The 20,152-nt window shown below is 70.3% G+C and carries 25 protein-coding genes and 2 tRNA genes; 5 read left to right on the forward strand and 22 right to left on the reverse strand.

Annotation, left to right across the window (positions count from 1 at the left end; translation table 11 throughout):
- Positions 1 to 35 precede the first annotated feature (35 nt).
- From ACFVIU_RS36410 to ACFVIU_RS36420, 3 genes are all read right to left on the reverse strand, one after another.
- Positions 36 to 641: an ATP-dependent Clp protease proteolytic subunit gene (locus ACFVIU_RS36410; RefSeq protein WP_385847933.1), complete on the reverse strand. Its 606-nt coding sequence runs from the start codon at positions 639 to 641 to the stop codon at positions 36 to 38.
- A gap of 323 nt (positions 642 to 964) precedes the next feature.
- The gene (tig, locus tag ACFVIU_RS36415; protein WP_385847890.1) at positions 965 to 2,335 is read right to left on the reverse strand and encodes a trigger factor; all 1,371 of its coding nucleotides are present in this window, start codon (positions 2,333 to 2,335) and stop codon (positions 965 to 967) included.
- 189 nt (positions 2,336 to 2,524) lie between these two features.
- Positions 2,525 to 2,601, reverse strand: a tRNA-Pro gene (locus ACFVIU_RS36420).
- A gap of 162 nt (positions 2,602 to 2,763) precedes the next feature.
- On the opposite strand from ACFVIU_RS36420, the gene ACFVIU_RS36425 reads away from it, so the two are divergent.
- Positions 2,764 to 2,834 (forward strand) — tRNA-Gly (locus ACFVIU_RS36425).
- A 70-nt stretch (positions 2,835 to 2,904) separates the two neighbouring features.
- Here the strand turns inward: ACFVIU_RS36425 and ACFVIU_RS36430 are convergent.
- The 13 genes from ACFVIU_RS36430 to ACFVIU_RS36490 all read right to left on the reverse strand — a co-directional run bounded on the left by ACFVIU_RS36430 (position 2,905) and on the right by ACFVIU_RS36490 (position 10,083).
- Positions 2,905 to 3,882 carry a tyrosine-type recombinase/integrase gene (locus tag ACFVIU_RS36430; RefSeq protein WP_385847892.1) on the reverse strand — a complete coding sequence of 326 codons (978 nt, stop codon included), beginning with the start codon at positions 3,880 to 3,882 and terminating at the stop codon, positions 2,905 to 2,907.
- A 158-nt stretch (positions 3,883 to 4,040) separates the two neighbouring features.
- On the reverse strand, positions 4,041 to 4,253 hold the full coding sequence (locus tag ACFVIU_RS36435; protein ID WP_385847893.1) for an excisionase family DNA-binding protein: 213 nt from the start codon (positions 4,251 to 4,253) through the stop codon (positions 4,041 to 4,043).
- A complete protein-coding gene (gene repSA / locus ACFVIU_RS36440; protein WP_385847895.1) occupies positions 4,246 to 5,631 on the reverse strand; it encodes a replication initiator protein RepSA in 1,386 nt (461 codons plus the stop codon). Before repSA ends, ACFVIU_RS36435 begins: the two co-directional genes overlap by 8 nt.
- Before the next feature lie 4 nt (positions 5,632 to 5,635).
- Entirely contained in the window at positions 5,636 to 5,818 is a 183-nt protein-coding gene (locus ACFVIU_RS36445) for a hypothetical protein (protein ID WP_385847896.1), read from the reverse strand.
- Between the two features lie 93 nt (positions 5,819 to 5,911).
- Positions 5,912 to 6,148 carry a hypothetical protein gene (locus ACFVIU_RS36450; protein ID WP_385847898.1) on the reverse strand — a complete coding sequence of 79 codons (237 nt, stop codon included), beginning with the start codon at positions 6,146 to 6,148 and terminating at the stop codon, positions 5,912 to 5,914.
- A gap of 20 nt (positions 6,149 to 6,168) precedes the next feature.
- A complete protein-coding gene (locus ACFVIU_RS36455; RefSeq protein ID WP_385847899.1) occupies positions 6,169 to 6,717 on the reverse strand; it encodes a GGDEF domain-containing protein in 549 nt (182 codons plus the stop codon).
- Positions 6,718 to 6,722: 5 nt separating this feature from the next.
- Positions 6,723 to 7,046 (reverse strand): SpdD protein, encoded by a 324-nt coding sequence (locus ACFVIU_RS36460; protein ID WP_385847901.1) that lies wholly within the window; start codon positions 7,044 to 7,046, stop codon positions 6,723 to 6,725.
- Between the two features lie 21 nt (positions 7,047 to 7,067).
- A complete protein-coding gene (locus tag ACFVIU_RS36465; protein ID WP_385847903.1) occupies positions 7,068 to 7,223 on the reverse strand; it encodes a hypothetical protein in 156 nt (51 codons plus the stop codon).
- A 16-nt stretch (positions 7,224 to 7,239) separates the two neighbouring features.
- Positions 7,240 to 7,428 (reverse strand): mobile element transfer protein, encoded by a 189-nt coding sequence (locus ACFVIU_RS36470; protein ID WP_385847904.1) that lies wholly within the window; start codon positions 7,426 to 7,428, stop codon positions 7,240 to 7,242.
- 19 nt (positions 7,429 to 7,447) lie between these two features.
- Positions 7,448 to 8,119: a DUF2637 domain-containing protein gene (locus tag ACFVIU_RS36475; RefSeq protein WP_385847905.1), complete on the reverse strand. Its 672-nt coding sequence runs from the start codon at positions 8,117 to 8,119 to the stop codon at positions 7,448 to 7,450.
- Positions 8,120 to 8,164: 45 nt separating this feature from the next.
- Positions 8,165 to 8,338, reverse strand: coding sequence for a hypothetical protein (locus ACFVIU_RS36480; RefSeq protein ID WP_385847907.1), 174 nt, complete (start codon positions 8,336 to 8,338; stop codon positions 8,165 to 8,167).
- Between the two features lie 75 nt (positions 8,339 to 8,413).
- Positions 8,414 to 9,754 (reverse strand): FtsK/SpoIIIE domain-containing protein, encoded by a 1,341-nt coding sequence (locus ACFVIU_RS36485; protein ID WP_385847908.1) that lies wholly within the window; start codon positions 9,752 to 9,754, stop codon positions 8,414 to 8,416.
- 2 nt (positions 9,755 to 9,756) lie between these two features.
- Positions 9,757 to 10,083, reverse strand: a complete 327-nt coding sequence (locus ACFVIU_RS36490) for a hypothetical protein (protein ID WP_385847909.1) — start codon at positions 10,081 to 10,083, stop codon at positions 9,757 to 9,759.
- Positions 10,084 to 10,277: 194 nt separating this feature from the next.
- On the opposite strand from ACFVIU_RS36490, the gene ACFVIU_RS36495 reads away from it, so the two are divergent.
- Positions 10,278 to 11,036 carry a GntR family transcriptional regulator gene (locus ACFVIU_RS36495; RefSeq protein WP_385847911.1) on the forward strand — a complete coding sequence of 253 codons (759 nt, stop codon included), beginning with the start codon at positions 10,278 to 10,280 and terminating at the stop codon, positions 11,034 to 11,036.
- 477 nt (positions 11,037 to 11,513) lie between these two features.
- Here ACFVIU_RS36495 and ACFVIU_RS36500 read toward each other — a convergent pair whose 3' ends face one another.
- Positions 11,514 to 11,753 carry a hypothetical protein gene (locus ACFVIU_RS36500; protein WP_385847912.1) on the reverse strand — a complete coding sequence of 80 codons (240 nt, stop codon included), beginning with the start codon at positions 11,751 to 11,753 and terminating at the stop codon, positions 11,514 to 11,516.
- Positions 11,754 to 12,017: 264 nt separating this feature from the next.
- Here ACFVIU_RS36500 and ACFVIU_RS36505 point away from each other — a divergent pair, with 264 nt between their 5' ends.
- Positions 12,018 to 12,308: a hypothetical protein gene (locus ACFVIU_RS36505; protein WP_385847913.1), complete on the forward strand. Its 291-nt coding sequence runs from the start codon at positions 12,018 to 12,020 to the stop codon at positions 12,306 to 12,308.
- A gap of 287 nt (positions 12,309 to 12,595) precedes the next feature.
- Here ACFVIU_RS36505 and ACFVIU_RS36510 read toward each other — a convergent pair whose 3' ends face one another.
- The 3 genes from ACFVIU_RS36510 to ACFVIU_RS36520 are packed head-to-tail and all read right to left on the reverse strand — an operon-like array spanning position 12,596 to position 15,558.
- A complete protein-coding gene (locus tag ACFVIU_RS36510) occupies positions 12,596 to 13,096 on the reverse strand; it encodes a F0F1 ATP synthase subunit B (protein WP_385847915.1) in 501 nt (166 codons plus the stop codon).
- 58 nt (positions 13,097 to 13,154) lie between these two features.
- Complete coding sequence (locus ACFVIU_RS36515; protein WP_385847916.1) at positions 13,155 to 15,308, reverse strand: PQQ-binding-like beta-propeller repeat protein; 2,154 nt, start codon at positions 15,306 to 15,308, stop codon at positions 13,155 to 13,157.
- Positions 15,309 to 15,363: 55 nt separating this feature from the next.
- Positions 15,364 to 15,558 (reverse strand): hypothetical protein, encoded by a 195-nt coding sequence (locus ACFVIU_RS36520; protein WP_385847917.1) that lies wholly within the window; start codon positions 15,556 to 15,558, stop codon positions 15,364 to 15,366.
- 371 nt (positions 15,559 to 15,929) lie between these two features.
- Between ACFVIU_RS36520 and ACFVIU_RS36525 the strand changes: the two genes are divergently transcribed.
- Positions 15,930 to 17,057 (forward strand): acyltransferase family protein, encoded by a 1,128-nt coding sequence (locus ACFVIU_RS36525; RefSeq protein WP_385847919.1) that lies wholly within the window; start codon positions 15,930 to 15,932, stop codon positions 17,055 to 17,057.
- Between the two features lie 11 nt (positions 17,058 to 17,068).
- On the opposite strand, the gene ACFVIU_RS36530 is transcribed toward ACFVIU_RS36525, so the two are convergent.
- Together ACFVIU_RS36530 and ACFVIU_RS36535 are read right to left on the reverse strand one after the other, a co-directional pair.
- On the reverse strand, positions 17,069 to 17,545 hold the full coding sequence (locus ACFVIU_RS36530) for an HD domain-containing protein (protein ID WP_385847920.1): 477 nt from the start codon (positions 17,543 to 17,545) through the stop codon (positions 17,069 to 17,071).
- Positions 17,546 to 17,565: 20 nt separating this feature from the next.
- Positions 17,566 to 18,738, reverse strand: a complete 1,173-nt coding sequence (locus ACFVIU_RS36535; RefSeq protein ID WP_385847921.1) for a PP2C family protein-serine/threonine phosphatase — start codon at positions 18,736 to 18,738, stop codon at positions 17,566 to 17,568.
- A gap of 175 nt (positions 18,739 to 18,913) precedes the next feature.
- Between ACFVIU_RS36535 and ACFVIU_RS36540 the strand changes: the two genes are divergently transcribed.
- Complete coding sequence (locus ACFVIU_RS36540) at positions 18,914 to 20,152, forward strand: GNAT family N-acetyltransferase (RefSeq protein WP_385847923.1); 1,239 nt, start codon at positions 18,914 to 18,916, stop codon at positions 20,150 to 20,152.

Raw genomic sequence — 20,152 nt, forward strand, 5'->3', positions numbered from 1 at the left:
TGGTGTCTCGGCGGTGCGTGGCGTGGCCGGGCCGGTCAGGCGCCGGTGCCGCCGCCTCCCGGAACACCCGAGGCGTGCATCATGATCTCGTCAATGAGACCGTACTCCTTGGCCTCTTCCGGCGTGAACCAGCGGTCGCGGTCGGCGTCGCGGAGGATCGTCTCGACCGACTGCCCGGAGTGGAGCGCGGTCAGCTCCGTCATGGTCTTCTTGGTCCGCAGCAGGTACTGGGCCTGGATCTTGATGTCCGAGACCGTACCGCCCAGGCCCGCGGAGCCCTGGTGCATCATGATGTCCGTGTGCGGCAGGGCGAAGCGCTTGCCGGCGGTGCCGCCGGTGAGCAGGAACTGGCCCATCGAGGCCGCCATGCCCATGCCGATCGTGACCACGTCGTTCGGGATGTACTGCATGGTGTCGTAGATCGCCATGCCGGCCGTCACCGAGCCGCCGGGGCTGTTGATGTAGAGGTAGATGTCCTTGTCGGGCTCGGCCGCGAGGAGCAGCAGCTGCGCGGTGATCTTGTTGGCGATGTCGTCGTCAACCTGCTGGCCGAGGAAGATGATCCGCTCGTTGAGCAGCCGGTTGTAGACCTGGTCGCCGAGGCCACCACCGATGGAAGGCTCGCCGGCGGCGGAGGGCATCAGATTCGTCACGTATCCACCTGCTCGTCTTACGACGGCGCCGGGCCGTCTCATTGTTCTGCCTTTCATGGACCCTAACGCGAGGGTCCCTTCGGGGAATCCCGGAGATGACAGTGTTCGCCGGGGGCGTAGCGGCTCCGCCGGGGGCCGGGAGCCTGCTCGCGGTGGGGCGTGCGGTGCGTGGGCGGCTGCGGGGAGTCCGTGGTCGCTCGCGCAGTTCCCCGCGCCCCTTCGGGTCGGCTGCCACCCCGCATACGACAAACGGGCCCCGGGGATGGTCCCCAGGGCCCGTCGTACACGCCTCAGCGGCGCCGTGGGGCCGCTCAGCCCTCGGTGTTCTCCTCGGAGGTCTCCGACGCCTCGGCGGCCTCGGTCTCCTCCTCCTCGTCGTCCAGGTTGACGATCTCGCCGTTGGTGTCCTTCACCGTGGCGGCCTCGACCACGACGGCCAGGGCCTTGCCGCGGGCGACCTCGCCGACCAGGAGCGGCACCTGGCCACCCTCGACGACGGCCTGGGCGAACTGGTCGGGGGACATGCCGGAGGAGGCCGCACGCCGCATGAGGTGCTCGGTGAGCTCCTCCTGGTTGACGTTCAGCTGCTCCTTCTTGACCAGCTCGTCCAGGACGAACTGGGTCTTGATGCCCTTGACCGCGGCCTCGCGGGTCTCGGTCTCGAACTCCTCGGCGGTCTTGCCCTGGATCTCCAGGTACTTGTCGAGGGTGAGGCCCATCTGGCCGAGCTGGTGGTGCTCCAGGTTGTGCTTGCGGGTGTTGACCTCGTCCTCGAGCAGCTTCTCGGGGACCGGGACCTCGACCAGCTCGAGGAGCTTCTCCAGGACGCGCTCCTGGGCCTGGGTGGCCTGGTCGAACTGCTTCATGTTCGCCAGGCGCTTGCGGCTGTCGGCCTTGAGCTCGTCCAGGGTGTCGAACTCGGAGGCGAGCTGCGCGAACTCGTCGTCCAGCTCGGGCAGTTCACGCTTGGCGACCTGGGTGACCTTGACGGTGACCTCGGCCTCCTTGCCCGCGGCGGAGCCGCCCTTCAGCTCGGAGGTGAAGGTGGCCTCCTCACCGGCGGACAGGCCCTTGACGGCGTCGTCGATGCCGTCCAGCAGCTCACCGGAGCCGATGGTGTAGGAGACGCCGTTGGCGATGCCGTCCTCCAGCACCTCGCCGTCGACCTTGGCCTCCAGGTCGATGGTGACGACGTCGCCGTCCTCGGCGGCGCGCTCGACCGGGGAGGTCGAGGCGAAGCGCTCGCGCAGCTGCTCGACCGACTTCTCGACGTCCTCGTCGGTGACCTCGATGGCGTCGACCTCGACCTCGATACCGGAGTAGTCCGGGATCTCGAGGGCCGGGCGGACGTCGACCTCGGCGGTGAAGTTCAGCGTCTCGCCGTCCTTCAGCTCGGTGATGTCGACGTCGGGCTGGCCCAGCGGGCTCAGCTCGGCCTCGTTGACCGCCTCGGTGTAGAACTTGGGCAGCGCGTCGTTGACGGCCTCCTCCAGCACCGCACCGCGGCCGAACCGCTGGTCGATGACGCGGGCCGGGATCTTGCCCTTACGGAAGCCCTTCACCGTGACCTGCTGGTTGATCTTCTTGTACGCCGCGTCGAGGCTGTCCTTGAGCTCCTCGAAGGGCACCTCGACAGTGAGCCGAACCCGGGTCGGGTTCAGGGTCTCCACGGCGCTCTTCACGGTTCGGTCTCCTTGTGGCTGACTGCTTGGGTTCTGCCGGAGCCAGACAGGTCCGGCGGATTCGCCGCCCGGAGGAGTACGTAGGCCGTTGGGGGCCGGGTCACACGGGCGCGCAGCTTGCATAGTAACCGCAGCCGGTCAGCGCCCCAAAAGGCGATCTTCACAGGGCGTTTTCACAACGCCTTCCGGTGGTCGGGGTGGCGGGATTTGAACCCACGGCCTTCCGCTCCCAAAGCGGACGCGCTACCAAGCTGCGCCACACCCCGTCTGGTGCGACACGTAGGGTACATGGCCCGGCCGGATCCGTCGGCCGTAATCGCAGGGAGCGGCGGGCCCGGTGCGCCGCGTACCGAACACGTTGGCCTCGACGGCGGACGACCCGCTACGATGCGTGCAGTGCCGCGGTCACCGACCTGCGGCGCGCGCTTGCGGGCGTAGCTCAATGGTAGAGCCCTAGTCTTCCAAACTAGCTACGCGGGTTCGATTCCCGTCGCCCGCTCTGTACGACGAAGGCCCAGGTGGGGTGGTAAATTTACTACCCCCCTGGGCCTGAGTCGTTTGAGCCCAGATCAGGCGTCCGTGCCCCCCGCGTGCCCCTTCGGCCGGCGACGCCGCTTCAGAGCCTTCACGATCATCATGTCGACGCTGTCGGCGATCTCTCGCTCGCGCCTCTGCGAGGTGTGCTGGTACATCAGCGCGGCACGGGTGGAGCTCTGGCCGAGCCGGGTCATGAGTTCGCGGGTGCTGGCGTCTGTCTGGGACGCGAGGGTGTTCCCCAGATCATGGAATCGCAGACCCGTGATGCCAGCCTCGGCGCACGCCTTGTGCCACAGCCCGTTGAAGTGATTGCGGCGCGGAGTGGCGCCCTTAGCCCCGACGAAGACCCGGCCGTCGACACCCGCCTCCGCGAACTGCTTCATGTGGGCGACGACGACCGGCATGATCGAGCGCGGGATGGCGACGGACCGCTTGCCCGCCTCACTCTTGGGCGCCTTATAGATGCGCTCCCCGTTGTTCAGCTCCGAGATCGAGCCACGCACCCGGATCATGCCCGCTTCCAGATCGACGTCACGCCGCCGCAGTGCGACCAGCTCGCCCCACCGCAGGGCGCAGAAGGCTCCGAGCAGAATCAAGGCCCGGTAGCGGGGCTGCGAGGCGTCGGCGATGGCGAAGACGTCCACGATGGACGCCGTGGGCCGCTCCGGGGTGGACACCGTGCCGCCGTTCCTGATCTGGCACGGGTTGCGGCGGATCAGGCCGTCCTCAACAGCCGTACCCATGATCGTACGGAGCAGTGAGTACGCCTTGGCGACCGTCGTCGGGCCGACCCCGGCCTTCAGCCGGGCATGGCGCCAGGAACGGACCGCAGCCGGCGTGACGTCGGCGATGGGCAAACGCCCGAAGGTGGGAGCCAGGTGCACCCGAACGAGGATCTCGTACAGCTCCTCAGTGGACTTGGCCAACGGCCGTTCGGCCACCCACGCCTTCGCGTACTGCTCGAAGGGCACCTTGGCCGCGTCGGGGTCCCGCCAGTCACCCTGTCGCATCTCGGTCTGGACATCCGCGAGCCAGCCATCCGCTTCACGCTTTGTCCGGAAAGTGTCGGGAGCGGGGCGCAGCACCCCGTCAGGGCCGAGGTAGCGGGCCTGATAGCGGCCGGATGGGAGCTTGCGGACCCGGCCGAACTGACGACGCTTGCCAGGCATCAGGCAGCCACCCCCCGACGGACGAGGGTCCGGCGGCGCGGCTCGACGGTGTTCGCGGCGATGAAGTCGCGTACGGCACTCTCAGGAATCCGCACATGCCGACCGACCTTCACATAGGTGATTCGCCGCTCCTCGATCAGGCGCCGGGGGAAGCGCACGGTCGTGCCGAGGACGTCGGCCACCTGATCCACGGTGAGGTACCGCTCATTCATGGTCGTGCGCTCCTTCCAGGAGGGGACGTTCTTCGCGTGCGATCTCGCGGTTGTGCTGGATGTCGCGGCGGATGTTGGCGGCGAGCCAGGATTCGCCGGGGGTGTGGCCGTGGCCGGCGTAGGCCCAGTGAGCGAGGGTGAGGGTGGTGGTCTCGTCGTTGGGGTCGGGCAGGCCGAGGGCGGATCGTTGCTGGGTGGCGCGGTAGTCGGCGCGGACCTGGCGGAGGGCGCCGAGGGTGGTGGAGTAGCGGCGGGACTTGGTGGAGAAGTGGCCGCGGAAGCCGAGCATGTGGGCCCAGTCCCGGAGCTTCCGGTCGGGGTAGAGCGCGTGCAGGTCGAGGCATGCCTCGATCAGCCGGCGGGGGTGGTCGGGGACGCCGAGCAGGGCGAGGGCCTCCTTGTTGCCGATGCGGCGGTCGACGGTGCCGGTGGTCTCGGCGGCCTTGGTGGCGTACTTGGCGACGTAGGAGGCGACGGCTTGTTCGGTGATGTCTTCGCCGTCCGCGAAGGCGCGGATCGGGCGGACGTCGAGCTGCGTGCCCCAGGTGAGGGTCCGGGCGGGCTGGTCGCCTGCGGGATCGACGTCCATGGCGACGCGGGCGGCTGCGGTACGGATGGCGTCGGTGAGCAGGTCGAGGGTCGCCCAGACCGGCGGCGGGCTGTCGGGTCCCTCAGCACCGTCGAAGCGGATCACGGCGTGGAAGTGGACGGCGCCGCGCTTCTGGTACTCGGCGACCTTGCCGAAGGCGATGCGGGACTGTTCGCGGGCTTCCTTCTGGGTGATGCCAGCTCGGCGGGCGATCTCCCGGCGCAGGTAGATCGTGAAGTAGCGCCACAGCTCGGAAGCGTGGTTGTTCCACAGCGCCGCGCCTGCGTAGTCGTAGGTCTCGGGGTCGAGCGGGGTGCCGAGTTCCGGCGCGTCTTCTGCGTGGCGGGTGCCGCAGCGGCAGGGCCGGTTGCCGGGGCGGTTGTGGACCGGGCCGAAGGAGGGGGCGGTGAGGGTGGCAAAGACGCGGGGGTGGTCCCGGATGGTGTGGGGGGTGCCCTTGGCGGGGTCGCCGACGAGACCGGCGCGGATGAGGTGGTAAGTGTCGCCGGCGTAGGTCCAGGCACAGGCGGGGCAGCGGGAGGCGCGGCGGTTGCCGCAGGCGATGCGGAGCCGTCCACCCGGCTCGGTGTCGGTGGAGTAGCGGTGCAGCACCTGGCGGGTCTGGGCGTCGCGGACGACGACGGAGCCTTGCAGGTGGATGGGGTCGGAGCAGCCGCCGGTGCGGCGGATCTGTTCTTGGATGCGGTCGAAGCCGTCAGACCCGGCCAGCCTCAGCACGTCGGCGAGGGTGGCCGGGTCCAGGCCCGCCATGGTGGCGGTGTCGGTCAACTGGTCACCTCCCGGCGCGGGCGACCGTCGCGGCGGCGAGCTGGTGGCCGGTGCCCTTGCAGCTGAGGCAGGTGACGCGGAGGGTGGCGCGGGTGCCGTCCGGGTGGCGGGTGCCGGTGGTGATGGCGGCGGTGGCGAAGCCGTCGCAGTCGCGGCAGATCCGCCGGTTCAAGGTGTGCTGGGGCATGATGGGGCTCCCTTTTCGGGTCCTTGGGTTCGGAAGGGGTTCAGGCGCCCGGGGCGGCGGAAGTTTGGCGACCGAGGCCGCCCCGGGGGCCGTTCAGCGGCGGCCGTTGCGGCGCCGCGAGTAGGCCGGCGGGATGTCGTGGTAGTCCTGGCGGCCCTGCTCGAAGGAGGCGCTGTCGGCGTCGCTGCGATCGGTGGATCCGAGTTCGCGGGTGATGCGGCGCATGGCCTTGCGGTCGCGGTGGCGTTCGGCGATCGCGTACTCGCGGCCGAGTTCGGCCATGGCCGGGTTGGACGGGGTGTCGTTGTTCTTGCGGCTGAACAGACCCATCAGGGGTTCCCTTCTCGTGATCAGCGGTGGGTGTTGCGCCTGCCGTGGCCCTTGGCCGCGTACATCGCGGCGTCGGCGGCGGTCAGGGCGTCGGTGAGGGTCGGCACCGGCAGGTGGGCGCGGTGGCAGTGGCCGACCGAGGCCGCCACGGGCAGGACGTGCCCGTTGTGTGTAACCGGCTGGTCCAGGGCGAGCTGGAGCGGGTGGAGGCCAGGGGTGCGGTCGGGGTCGGTGACGATGGCGGCGAATTCGTCTCCGCCGAGGCGGGCGGCGATGCCGTGGCGTCCGCACCAGTCGGCGAGGCGGCGGGCGGTCGCGGTCAGGGCGGTGTCGCCGGCGGCGTGGCCGTGGGTGTCGTTGATGGCCTTGAAGTCGTCCAGGTCGACCAGGACCACGAGGGCGTCCGCGTGCTTGGCCAGCAGGTGTTCGGCGCGGGTGGTCCATCCGGCGCGGGTGTGCAGGCCGGTGAGCGGGTCGCGGCGGGCGGTCGAGAGGCGGCGGGTGAGCAGTCCGCCGTGCAGGGCCCAGCCCAGGGCCGGTAACCCGGCGGCTATGACGTGGGTGTCCATGCCGGTCACCGCCCCCTCTGAAGGTCCTTGACGAGCAGGCGCAGGACGACGGCGACCACGGCAACGGAGACGCCGGTGATGGCGACCGCGAGGAGCATGGAGACCAGGACTGCGCCGACGACGAGGACCACCGCACCTCCGCCAGCGGCGAGGGCGAGCGCGCTGCCGGGGGTGAGCTGGATGGTCGGCCGGGTCGAGACCGGAGGAGCCGGGGCGACCGGGGTCGGGGCGGGGGCCGACTGAGCGACCGGGGCCGGGACCGTGGTCTGCGGCGGGAGGGTGGCCGGCGGCGGAGCGGTGTCCTTGGGCGGGTACTTCGGGGTGAACACGGCGTGTGTCCCTTCGGTGGGTTAGTTGGCGAGGGAGGCGACGACGGGGCCCAGGGCGCTGTGGGCGACGAGGTAGCCGCCGAGAAGGAGCAGGGCCACGAGCCACCAGGGCGGCTGGACGTGCTTGATCCCGAGGTAGCCGATCGCGACAACGGCGAGCCAGAGCGGAACGTTCATGAGGAGCTGTCCCTTCTCAGGCGGTGCAGCGGTGCGTGCGGGCGGCGAGTTCGGCGGCGGCGCGGCTGTCGTAGTCGGCGGAGAAGCCGCAGCGCGGGGCGGTGCAGGCGGCGGTGTGCTTGTCACGGCCACGGCCGTCGTAAGAGGTGGCGACCTGGACGGGGCCGATGCGGATCACGTCGCGGAAGCGACGGTGGGCGGTCACGGCGAGTCCCCCTTCGGGATCAGGCGAGTTGGAGTTGGTCGGCGATGGCCCGGGTCATGTCCTCGGGCAGACCGAGGCGGGCGGAGAGCGTTCCGGCCGGCATCGGGGACCCGGTGGAGGCCTGGTGAGCTTCGGCGAGCTTGCGGGCGTGATCGAGCAGGGCCGCCGGGACAGCCGGAGCGGGAACCGCAGGCTTCACCGGCGCCGGTTCCGGTGCAGGAGCCAGCTCGGGAGCCAGAGCAGGAGCGGGCTCGTCGGCTCGATGGACGTCGACTTCCGGGACGACCGGTTCCTCGACTTCCGGCTCAGCCGAAGACGCGAGTGGGACGGAGGGCGAGTGGACAAGCAGGGTGCCGCCCAGGAAGGCCAGGGCAGGCCAGCCGGCCACGAGGATCCGCAGCCAGGCGGGCACCTGATGCAGGTCGAGGAGACCGGCGGTGGCGATGTTGGCGCCGAGCGAGGCGCTCAGGGAAATAGCGAACCAGGTCCAGGCCGAGCGGTCCCGCCGGGCGTTGCGCAGGCGGCGCCATGCGGCGACCAAGAGCAGGTCGACGGAGACCGGGTAGGCCCAGGCCTTCCACCCGGACTGACCGGCCGCTTCAGCCAAGTCGTGCAGGTGCGCGAAGGACAGTGCACCGGCGATCACGGCCTGAATGAGTACGGCGTCCGGGCGGAGGGGCGAACGGGGCATGAAAGACACCTCCCTTCACGGGGAGTCGGGCCCGAAGTGGGCGGATCAGGCGGGGGTCTGGCCGGAGCCCAAGCAGGTCAGGCAGAGAGCCTCCTGGCGGTCGTTGCTCACGCGCTTGCGGCGGCCACCGACCGTGGAGGGCTCCGAGACCTGTCCGGCCCGGCAGTCGGGGCACGGCTTGCTGGTGGGCTGAGGCTTGGCGGTCTTCCGTGCGGCCATGGAGTCCTCCATCAGGCATGGCTCGGGTAGGGACCTGGCGCGATCGCGGTCACGCCGACCGTGGGACGGGTGGTGTTACTCGGTGACCGGTCGCGGCTTGACCAGCGACGGTCCGCTCGTCGGCGCCACAGCGGGCGCGGGGGGACGGAACGGGTCGAGGAACGGAAGGTGCGGAACCAGGTGGGCGAAGGCCCGGCAGGCGGCGATCGCTTCCTCTCGCGTCACGGCCGGGGTGCGGATCTTCGACCAGCCGCCAGAAGCATCCGCAGCGACGGCGGTACCGGGCCGGTCCATCTGGATCAGGCACGCGGCCGGCACGGCGGCGGGGGCCACGTCCTCCAGCCCCATCTTGGCCGTCTCCTTGTCGTTGACCCGGTGAACGACTCGGCCGGTGAGCTGGGCACGGAGCATCGTGGCGCCCCTGCCGAGATCAGAGCCGAACCGCTGTCCGCAGATCTCCAGGTAGATCCCGACCGCACGAGCCATCTGAGCCAGCCGAATCAACGCGGTCACGATCCGCTCCCGCCGCTCCTCATCCTTCTTCGAGGAGATCAGGAACAGTTCCGCGACCTCGTCCACCAGGACGATCACGGGCACGGGTCGTAGCTCCTGGGGCAGTTCCCAGATGTCGGAGGCGCCCTGGTCTCTCAGCAGGTCGAAGCGATCTTCCATCTCCGCCACGAGGATGCCGAACAGAGACGAGGCGTCATCCGGGTTGGTCACCAGGGCCGACAGACGCGGCGCGTAGCCGGACTGTTCGACCCCGCGCTTGCAGTCCACCCCGACCAGGGCGACCGGGAGCCGAGCCAGGCCCTTGATCAGATTGCGCTGATACATGGACTTCCCCGACTGGTTCGCGCCGAGGGTGAGGGCCATCGGGGCCTTGCGGTAGTCCCGCTCGAAGGCGGTCCCGTCCTCCCGCAGAGCGACCGGCACGATCATGTCGTGCGGCACGGCCTTACGGGGCATCCGGACCCGGCGCAGGACGTCATGCCCGGTCATCCTCAACTCGATGAACCCCGGCTTGACCTCCACCACGGTCACCGAATGCACACCCCAGGCATGGCGGAGCCGTTCGGATGCGGCGGCCACGTCGGCGGGTTCCAAGCCGGCCGGAAGCCGCAGGGTTACCCGCAGGCCGGTCGACGTACCCCGCACCCGGCGGATCTTCGGCGGTACCGGCTGCACCTCACGGCGGGCGACGTTGCGGGTCATGAACGCCCGCAGACCCGACGGCTGCACCGTGAGCCCGCACACGTCCATCGTGGACCGGTACGTGAACCCGAACCGGGTCAACGTCGCCGGCAGACCAACCAGCGCCCAGTAAGCGCGAGGCGCCCGCAGCTTCGCGTAGCCGACACCACCGACGGCCGCTAAGCCCCCCGTGGCCTCCAGCCACACCGTCATGTCAGCCATGGTCAGGCCGCCGGGGTGATTGCGACCGCGCTGAACGCGATGCCCTGTCGCTTCTCACCCTTGATCACGTTCTCCCAGTCCCTGGCCTTCAGCCCGACGACCTTGACCGGCATGCCCGGGGCGAGGCCCTCGGGGTAACCGTTCTCCGGGATGTTGACCTTCAGGAGGCTGCCCTCCCCCTCGTCCGAGACCAGCAGACCCACGGTGGACATCGGCCTGCCCTCCGCGTTCACGGACCGCTCACCGGTCACGAAGTTCTTCACCTTCGGCTCCGGCGCGGTCGCCACGAACACCACGGCGGTCGACAGGTCGATCTTGAAAGACGGCATGAGCACATCCCTCGTTCTGGGGAGGCCGCCCGATGCGACCTCTCTAGACATCTCTATAGAACAGTACCTCTCTAGAGACGTCAAGAGAGATGTATAGAGATGTTGAAAGGGGCAGGTGTGGGCTACACGCAAGGGGCAGCGAGACAACTGTTCCCCTAGAGTGGGATCTCTAGAGAAGAGAGGAGGGCTCCCGAATGGCCAGCACCGATGATGACCGTCGGCCGAAGTACCAGCGGATCGCGGACTCCCTGCGGGAGGCGATCCAGTCCGGCGAGTACGGTCCCGGTGATCGGCTTCCAGGGGAGAACGAGTTGATGGCCGCGCACGGCGTGGCCCGCATGACCGCTCGTCAGGCGCTCAGCGTGCTGAAGGACGAAGGGGTTGCCGAGTCCCGCAAGGGCGCTGGCGTCTTCGTACGAGCTTTTCGCCCGTTGCGGCGGCGCGGCATCCAGAGGCTGTCCCAGGAACAGTGGGGAAGCGGTCGCTCCATCTGGTCTGCCGACATCGAGAACCGCACCCTCGTGGTCGATCAGGTCACGGTGTCGGAGGAAGAAGCTCCGGAGGGAATCGGGGCCGTCCTGGAACTGGCAGACGGGGACACCGTGTGCGTGCGCCGGCGACGGTTCGTCCTGGACGAGAAGCCCGTCCTCCTGGCAACCAGTTACCTACCCACCTCGGTGGTTGCAGGCTCTGCGATCACGCAGGAGGACACCGGCCCCGGCGGGACCTACGCCCGGCTTGCCGAACTCGGTTACAAGCCTGTCCACTTCCGGGAAGAGATCCGCTCTCGCATGCCTACGCGAGACGAAGCGGATCAGTTGAGCATCTCCGCCGGCACGCCGGTCATCCTGATCTGCCGCACTGCGTTCGCCGACGAGGGGCGCCCTGTCGAGATCAACGAAATGACGCTCGACGCCGCGTCCTACATCCTGGAGTACGACTTCGACGCGTAGGCGACGCGCGAGCTGTTACAGGTTTCTCTACCTCATCAAGCCCCGGCTGCGCTCCGCTCCGCCGGGCGCGCTCCCGGCTCCGCCGCGGGCGACGCTCCTGCCTCCGGCCCGCTCCGCCCGCGCTGCGCCGACGCGCGCCCACTGGTGGATAGGGCCGGTGGCCATGAGTCGATCACCGCGTACGCGACGGTCAGAACAGTGCCTCCGGCGGGGGATAGGCCGGCACCGGGATGGAGGGGGCGCCGTTGCCGCCTGCGGGTCCGTCGTGGCGGATGCTGGGGGCTCCCATCCCGCACACCATCGACCCAGGCAGAGCCGAGCAGACGCGGCCCCTGGCGTCCAGGTCGTTCGTACAGTGGCGCGCTCCACCTGGACGCCAGGAACCACGCCCGCTCCACGGTGTGTGGGTCGACGGCGTACGGGATGGAAGCTGGGGACAGTGGTGGGTTGAGCACCTTGGCAGGTGACGGTGACCGGTCAGAGAAAGTGGACGAGCTGCACTTCATCGGTTCCCTTGCGGCGAATCAGCAGCTCATTGCCATCCTCAAGCTGCTGATCAATGAAGTCATAGACAGTCACGGCTCGATTGACTACATCGGTCTTCGAAAGCCCGGTGCGACGTTGCAAGCGCTGCAAGCTTTCTGCTGCCTTCGCGATCAGAGCGACAGTGATCCGTTCACTGATGGCGGGTCGTTGAGCTTCGGCCTTGGATGCCAAGGTTCTGTCCTCTCAAAGTTGACCGTCTCGTAATGTTGGTCCCCCATCAAGATCGTCCCCGGTGGGGCTTAGCCGTTAGCAGCATATCGCTGCGCATTTGCTGCGTCCATGTGTATTCTCGGATGCACCGATGGGGCTGGCCCGTGATGAGCGGCCCTGTTGCCATGACCAACCTGGGAGAGGGGGTGACGCGTGGCGTGCTTAGTACCTGGGTGACGTCGGGCTCACAGGGGGTGAGCCGCACCTGGGTCATAGGAGACTCACGTGCACGAAGCAAACAACGGACCGACTGCTGCCGCAGACATCAACATCCAGATCAAGCCGATCGGCAGTGTGACGGCCAGTATGCGGCTGCCGGCGTCGAAGAGTCGCGAGATGCTCGACGTCATCACTGTCGGTGCCGTGATGACGTATGGCACGGCTGGGCCTGTGCTCACCATGTGGGTGGGTGCAGTTCAGGGTGTTCCGGTCGGTGCCACGATCGGGATCGCCTGTCTTGAGGCGATCTCTGCGGGCGTCATCTGCTGGAGGACGCTCTTCAGGCGCCACAGGTAGGACGAACGAAGACGAGAGCGAGCAACCTCCTCTCGTCTTCGCTTCCGTCGGCGGCGACTGAAGGCCGCCGTGCCCCCTGCGTGCCCGATCCATGGGTGCGAGACGGGGAACGTCGGGGAACCACAGGGCCCGAGCTGGGAAGGTGCGGGTCAGCGACTCGCCAGGTCAGCCCCCATTCGCATACGTGATCTTCCAAACTAGCTACGCGGGTTCGATTCCCGTCGCCCGCTCTGTACGGCTCAGGGCCAGGTCGCAGGAGTATTCCTCGGCCTGGCCCTGTTCGCTTGCTACAGGCCTGTGGCGGTTCGAGCGTCCAGGTCCGAGAAGAAGCGGTCCACGATCGCACTGTCGGCTTCGAGAGCCTCGCCGACCACCCGGCCGGCCAGCTCCGTGGCCAACGACACGACGTCTCCCCGCAGCTCCGTCTCCGCGATGACGCGGTCGGCCGCAAGCCGCGCCTGGGCCTCCTCGATCATCGCCGCGCGTTCCCGCAGGCCCTCGGCGCGCATCTCGGCGATCAGACGCGTGCCCTCTTCCAGAGCCTCCTGGCGCAGGCGGGCCGCCTGGTGCCGGGCCCCGGCCAGTTCCTCGCGATACCTGGCGAGGACTTCACCGGCTTCCACCGTCAGCTGTTCGGCCCGTTCCCTCTGGCCGTCGATGGCGACCGTCCGTTCGCCGAGGACCTTGTTGACGCGCGGCAGGAGGACCTTGGCCATGCAGGCGAAGATCACAGCGAAGCACACGACGCCGACCACCGTCGGCGCGAGCCCAGGTATCAGAATGCCCATGTCAAGACCATAGGGGAGTAAAGGCCGGGGCCACAGGGTGCGCCGGGTAAGAGTCCCTTCAGAGCTTGCGTGTGTCCACGGTGTAGACCGAGCGGACGCCGTAGGGGACGTACAGGGCGTCGCCGTGGGGCAGGGGGGTGGAGCCGGAGTAGACGAAGATCGGGTCGGTGCGGTCGTCGCGGCCGGGAATGTTGTGGAGTTCCCTGCCGGTGCGGCGGTCGAGGGCGGCGAGGCGGCCGCCCGGGGAGACGACGAAGACACGGGTGGCCGTGACGGCCGGGGGGCCGGGGCGTTCCACGGAGGAGTGGATGCGCCAGCGGGTGATCCCGGTGGTGGGGTCGACGGCGCGGACCTCGCCGCTGTTGAGGGTGAAGTACAGGGTGCCGCCGGCCAGGGTGGGGGTGGCGTCGGCGGGCACGGTGCTGGTCAGCGGGACGATGTGCGGGGCGTGGCGGGTGAGGTCGAGCAGGGTGAGGCGGCGGTAGGGGGAGGCCGTGTTGGCCTCCGGGTCGTCGGGGACGCCCGGGGCCTGGAGGAGGACCAGACGGTCGGCGCCCGCCTGGCCGGCCAGGGTCAGGCCGCCCTCCAGGGAGGTGGCCCAGCGGGGGTCGCCGGTGGCCGGGTCGAGCTGGGAGACGGTGGTGCGCCGGCCCTTGGAGCCGACGCAGAGCAGGTATCCGCGGCCCCGCGCGGCCTGGATCTCGCAGTTGCTGTCGGCGGACATGCTGTGCTGCGCGGGCATGGAGTGTTTCCAGCGGGGCTTGCCGGTGGCGGGGTCCAGCAGGGAGTAGCTCCTGCCGTCGGCGCCCACGACGAGCGGTCCGTCGGCCGTCATCGCGACGGTGCCGTCCCCCTGGGAGGGCTCGATGTCGCCGACGGGCCTGCTCCAGTGGACCTTGCCGGTGCGGGCGTCGACGGCCTGGAGGGCGTAGGAGGGGTCCTGGGCGCCCTTGGGCGAGCTGTCGGCCGTCGTGTAGACGTCGTGGCCGCGGGTGCCCAGCAGGCCGGCGGCGGGGAGCGTGCCGCCGCCGCTGTTCGGGTCGGGGTGGTCGGCGGCGACGCGGGTCCACTCGACCTTGCCGGTGGCGAGGGAGAAGCGGACGGCCTTCAGTCCGTCGCCGGCGCAGATCAGGCCGCCGTCGAGCGCCGCACAGGACGGGAAGGCCGCACCGGCGCTGGTCTGCTTGTCGGTCTCGTGGGCCTGCCAGGGCCGCCACCCCGGGGGCAGGTCGGCCCGGGCGCCCGCGGTCGCGTCCCCGGCCAGCCGCAGCGCGACCAGGGAGCCGGCCGCGGCGAGCACCAGCGCGGCCGCGGCGGAGACCAGCCAGACGGTGCGGCGCCGCCTGCGGGGGCGGGGCGGCTCGGCGTGCCGGGTGCCGGCGCCCGGTCCGGGGTCGGGCAGGCTGCCCTCGCGGAGCAGGTGCAGGAGTTCGCCGGGGGTCGGCCGGTCCTTGGGGTGCTTGGCCAGGCAGAGGCGGACGAAGGGGAGCAGGTCGGCGGGGACGCCGGTCAGGTCGGGGGTGCCCTCGACGACCTTCGTGGCCGTCTCCCAGGGGCTCGGGCTGTCGAAGGGGCCGCGGCGGGTCGCGGCGTGCACCAGGACCGCGCCCAGCGAGAAGATGTCGGTCGCCGGGCCGACCTCGTGCGGCGAGGTGAACTGCTCGGGAGACATGAAGGGCGGGGTGCCCATCACGCGTCCGGTCTGGGTGAGGGCGTCCGCGGCGGCGGACTCGGCGGCGCGGGAGATGCCGAAGTCGATGACCCGGGGGCCGTCCTCGGCGAGCATCACGTTGGCCGGTTTCAGGTCCCGGTGGACCACTCCGGCGCGGTGGATGTCGCGCAGCGCCTCGGCGAGCCCGGCGGCCAGCTCGCGCAGCCGGTCCGGGGGAAGCGGGCCGTGCCGGCGGACATGGGTGCCGAGGTCCTCGCCCGGGATGTAGAGGGTGGCCATCCAGGGGCGGGGCGCGTCGGCGTCGGCGTCCACCACGGGGGCCGTGAAGGCGCCGCTGACCTGGCGGGCCGCGGCGACCTCGCGTCGGAACCGGGTGCGGAACTCGTCGTCGTCGGCGTACTGGCCGTGGACGAGCTTCAGGGCGAGCCGGCGGCCGGAGGCGGACCGGGCGAGGTAGACCACGCCCATGCCGCCGCTGCCGAGGCGGTCCTCGATCCGGTAGCCGCCGACCTCCGCCGGGTCCGAGTCGCGCAGTGCCATCCCCGTACGTCCCCTGTGTGCTCGTGCTGCCCCGCTTCCGCGGCTCGCGGCCGGGTCAGAACCTGATCGAGTCGATGGACGCGGCTATCGAGTTCAGGAACCGGTTGATGGATGGTGCCATGCCGGTCGAGGCGAGGAAGAACCCGAAGAGGATCGCGACGATGGCCGGGCCGGGCTTGATGTTCCCCCCTCTGATCAGCACCACCAGGATGATCGCCAACAGCAGCACCACAGACAGTGAAATGGCCACAACTGATCACACCCTCGGTCGGTCCGCTCTGCCGGCCCAGGGGTACGGCCCGCACCCCCGCCAGAACCATCGTGCCACCAACCCGGCCGCCGTATGCGGCCCGTGACAGAACGTCGGCGGGAGGCTCGTGGGCGGAGATCGTTTGGCACAGCAATTCGGCAACATGTTCCCGGATAACTCCTGGGGAAATCAGGAGAGTTCGTTGCACTATCCACACAGGTAATTCGAATGACCGCCACAGGGCGGCGATATGCCCCCTTTAGTCGGGATGAATCGGTACATCATGGGCGAGCTGCGGCTATCTCGAGGCGATAACCGGTAATGACCGGGGGCGTTTTACGAAATCCAGAGACGGGGCTAGGGTGCTTTAGATGTTCGACGCCGACTCGTCCCCCGGCCAGTCCCGTACGCCTGCCCGCCAGACGACAACGGACAGACCCGGCAGACAGCGTGACGCCTTCTTCGACAACGCCAAGTACCTGGCGATCCTGCTCGTCGCCATCGGGCACTCCTGGGAACCGCTGAAGGCCGACAGCCGCATCCTGCAAGGCGTCTACGCGGTCGTGTACAGCTTCCACATGCCGGCGTTCGTCCTCATCTCCGGCTACTTCTCGCGCAGTTTCGACATGCGCCCGGACCGGCTGAAGCGGCTGGTCACCGGGGTCGTCGTGCCGTACGTCGTGTTCGAGACGGCGTACCCGCTGTTCAAGAACGCGGTCGCGGGCGGCCACGAGGACATCAGCCTCCAGGACCCCTGGTGGGCCACCTGGTTCCTGTGCGCGCTGTTCATCTGGCGGCTGACCACACCGCTGTGGAAGCTGGTCCGCCATCCGCTGCCGCTGGCCCTCGGCATCGCGATGCTGGCGAGCCTCACGCCGAGCATCGGCGACGACCTCGACCTCCAGCGGGTCTTCCAGTTCCTGCCGTACTTCGTGCTCGGGCTGTGCCTGAAGCCGGAGCACTTCCGGCTGGTGCGGCGCCGCTCGGTGCGGATCGCCGCGGTGCCGGTGGTCGCGGGGGCGCTGCTGTTCGGCTGGTGGGCGGTGCCGCGCATGAACCACGCCTGGCTCTACCACCGCGAGTCGGCGCAGGAGCTGGGTGCCCCGTGGTGGTGCGGCCCGGTGATGACGCTCGCGATGATGGGCTGCGCACTGGTGCTGACGGCCTGCTTCTTCGCCTGGGTGCCGGGCCGGACGATGTGGTTCACCACGCTCGGCGCGGGCACGCTGTACGGCTATCTGCTGCACGGCTTCGTGGTGAAGTTCGCGGACTACCGCGGCTGGTACGACCACGCCTGGCTGCACCGGCCGCTCGGCCAGATCCTGGTGACGGTGCTCGCGGCCACGGTCATCACCCTGCTGTGCACCCGGCCCGTGCGGCGGGTCTTCCGGTGCGTGGTGGAGCCGAGGATGGAGTGGGCGTTCCGGCAGGACGCCGCCCGGCTGGCCCGGGAGCGGCAGAGCACGGACCGCGCCCCGGAGACGGCCGCAGCGGCCTGACCCCGGCCGTGTCAGTGGGGCTGTGGCAGGCCGAGGAGGCGGTGCATGCGGGCGTACTTGCCGGTCAGCCGGTCGCGGGTCGGTGCGGGCAGTGCCGCCAGCCGGCCGGGGTCGGCGTTGTGCGCGAGGTCGGCCTGCTTCACCAGCAGCGCCCCCGGGGTCGCGAGGATGCGGCGCGCGTACGCCTCCGGCTCCTCCCCCGGCCGTTTGGTGAGGGCGTCCACGATGGCCTTGGTGCGCGGGGTGAGGGCGGCCGCCGCCAGCCACGCGCGGCTGAGGGCGTCGTCCTCCACGGCGTCGTGCAGCCAGGCCGCGGCGATCTGCTCGGCGTCCCCGCCGCGGGCGCGCACGCCCTCGGCGACGGCCGCGAGATGCTCGGCGTACGGCCGTCCCGCCTTGTCGGTCTGGCCCGCGTGGGCGCTGCGCGCGAGGGCCGCCACCTCGTCCAGGGTGAGCGGCGGCCGCGCGCCCGTGTCTCCGGCTGTCATGGCCCCAGTGTCCCAGGGCCTCAGTGGGCCGCCGCCGTGGTGTCCCGGCAGATGAGCAGCAGGGCCCGGTCGTCGTTGACGTCCTTCGCGACGGCCTCGATGAGGTGCCAGGCCGCGCCGTGGAAGCCGCCGGCGACATAGCGGTCGGCCTCGCCGGTGAGCCGGTCGATGCCCTCCACGATGTCCCGGTCGGACGTCTCGACCAGGCCGTCCGTGAACAGCATCAGCACGTCACCGGGGCGCAGCGAGCCCTTCACGGGGTCGAACTGGGCGCCGTCGTACACACCGAGGAGCGGGCCTTCGGTGTCCTTCTCCTCCCAGCGTCCGCTGCCGGCGCTCAGGTGCAGCCCCGGCGGATGGCCGGCCGAGTACAGCTCGTAGTCGCCGGAGTCGAGGTCCAGCACCAGGTGGATGGAGGTGGCGAAGCCCTCCTCCCAGTCCTGGCGGAGCAGATAGCCGTTGGCGGCGGGGAGGAAGTCGTGCGGCGGCAGGGAGCCGAGGAGGCCGCCGAAGGCGCCGGACAGCAGCAGGGCGCGGGAGCCCGCGTCCATGCCCTTGCCGGAGACGTCCGTGAGGACGACCTCGAGGGTGCGGCCGCCGTTCGTACGGGCCGCGACCACGAAGTCGCCGGAGAAGGACTGCCCGCCGGCCGGCCGCAGCGCCATCTCGCAGTGCCAGCCCTGCGGCAGCTTCGGCAGCTCGCTCTGCACCCGGATCCGCTCGCGCAGGTCGAACAGCATGGTGCCGCCGCGCCGCCAGGGCACCCCGACCCGGCTGCGGAACTGGGCCGTGAGCAGCCCGAAGAAACCGCAGGCGGCCACCACCAGGACCACGCCCGGGGTGACCCGGCTCGGCCCTTCCGTGTAGGGGCCGAGCCGCACCGACTCCACGATCAGTGCGGTGGCCGCCGCCGCGTACAGGCCGAGCAGGCTCGCCGGGCGCAGCAGCAGCCCGCCGGCGACGATCGGCAGCACCAGGGTGGCCGGGGAGCACCACACCGAGTCGGCCAGCGTCAGCGCGGCGAGGACGGGCACGGTGAGCAGCAGTCCGGCGAAGGCGATCCAGTCCGAGCCGTCGCCGCGGAAGTAGTCGACGGCGCTTCTGCGCAGGGCGATGCGGGCCCGGTGCCACTGCATCTTCCACCGGGCCGTGAACGTCTCGGCCTTTCCTCGCCGCTCTCGTCGTGCTGCCATTAGTTCGGGACCCTATCCATCGGACCGGTCGCTTGGCACGGGAGGTCCCACTTGTCCCCCCGTGCGAGGCCTGCCGCGCGGTTCGCCCTCACAGTGAACGGCACGCCCGCCCATCGCGCGCCCACCGAGCGGAAATTCGCTGGCTCGTCCGGAAACACCCTGATAGTCATGGTTCATGGGGACTGGCGGGACAACCGAGTTGAAGGTGTTGCGGCCCGAGGACTGGGACACGTGGTACGACGGCCTGGTGCGGGCCTTCGGCGGGGTCTCCTCGCCCGAGGAGCGCGAACTGGACCGCTCGCTCACCGAGTTCGGCCGTTCGCTGGCCGCCTGGGACGGGGATGCGATCGTGGGCTCGGCCGGGGCGTTCAGTTTCCGGCTGACCGTGCCGGGCGGGGGCTCGGTGCCGGCGGCCGGCGTCACCATGGTGAGCGTGGCGGCCACCCACCGGCGGCGCGGGGTGCTGACCTCGATGATGCGCCGGCAGCTGGCGGAGGTGCGGGAGCGGGGCGAGCCGCTGGCGGTGCTGACCGCCTCCGAGCCCGCGATCTACGGCCGCTTCGGGTACGGCGCGGCGACCTTCAAGATGGCCGCCGAGATCGACACGGGCCGGGTCTCACTGTCCGTGCCGGAGGGCACCGACGCGGTGCGGCTGCGGTACGCCGGGCCCGCCGACGCCCTCGACGCCTGCGAGGAGGTGTACGCGGCGCTGGTGCCGGGCCGCCCCGGCATGCTGGCGCGGCAGCCCGGCTGGGCGCGGGCCCGGGTGAACGACCCGGAGAGCGAGCGCGACGGGGCGTCGGCGCTCCAGTGCGTGGTCGCCGAGGAGGGTGGCCGGGTCACCGGGTACGCCCGGTTCCGCACCCGGCTCGGCTGGGGGACGAGCGGGCACGACGGCACGGTCGAGCTGGCAGATCTGGCCGCGCTGGACCCGGCGACCGGCGCGGCGCTGTGGCGGTTCCTGTTCGGCATCGACCTGATGACCACGCTCGTCGTGCACTCGCGGCCGGTCGACGACGCCTGGCAGTACCTGGTGTCCGACATCCGCCGCTGCCGCCCGCGGGTGCGGGACGACGGGTACCTCCGGCTGGTCGAGGTCGGTACGGCGCTCGCGGCGCGCGGTTACCAGGCGCCGCTGGATGTGGTCCTGGCGGTCGAGGACGAGTTCTGCCCCTGGAACGCGGGGCGCTGGCGGCTGTCCGCGGACGAGAAGGGGGCGACCTGCGAGCGGACCACGGACACTCCCGATCTCGCCCTCACGGTACGGGAGTTGGCGTCCGCCTATCTCGGCGGGGTGAGCCTGCTGTCGCTGGCCGCGGCGGGGCGGGTGCGGGAGCTGCGGGCCGGGGCACTGGCCGAGGCGTCGGTGGCGTTCGGCTCCCCGGTCGCACCGTGGCTGCCGCACGGGTTCTAG

The organism is Streptomyces sp. NPDC127190 (assembly GCF_042672505.1).
GTDB lineage: Bacteria > Actinomycetota > Actinomycetes > Streptomycetales > Streptomycetaceae > Streptomyces.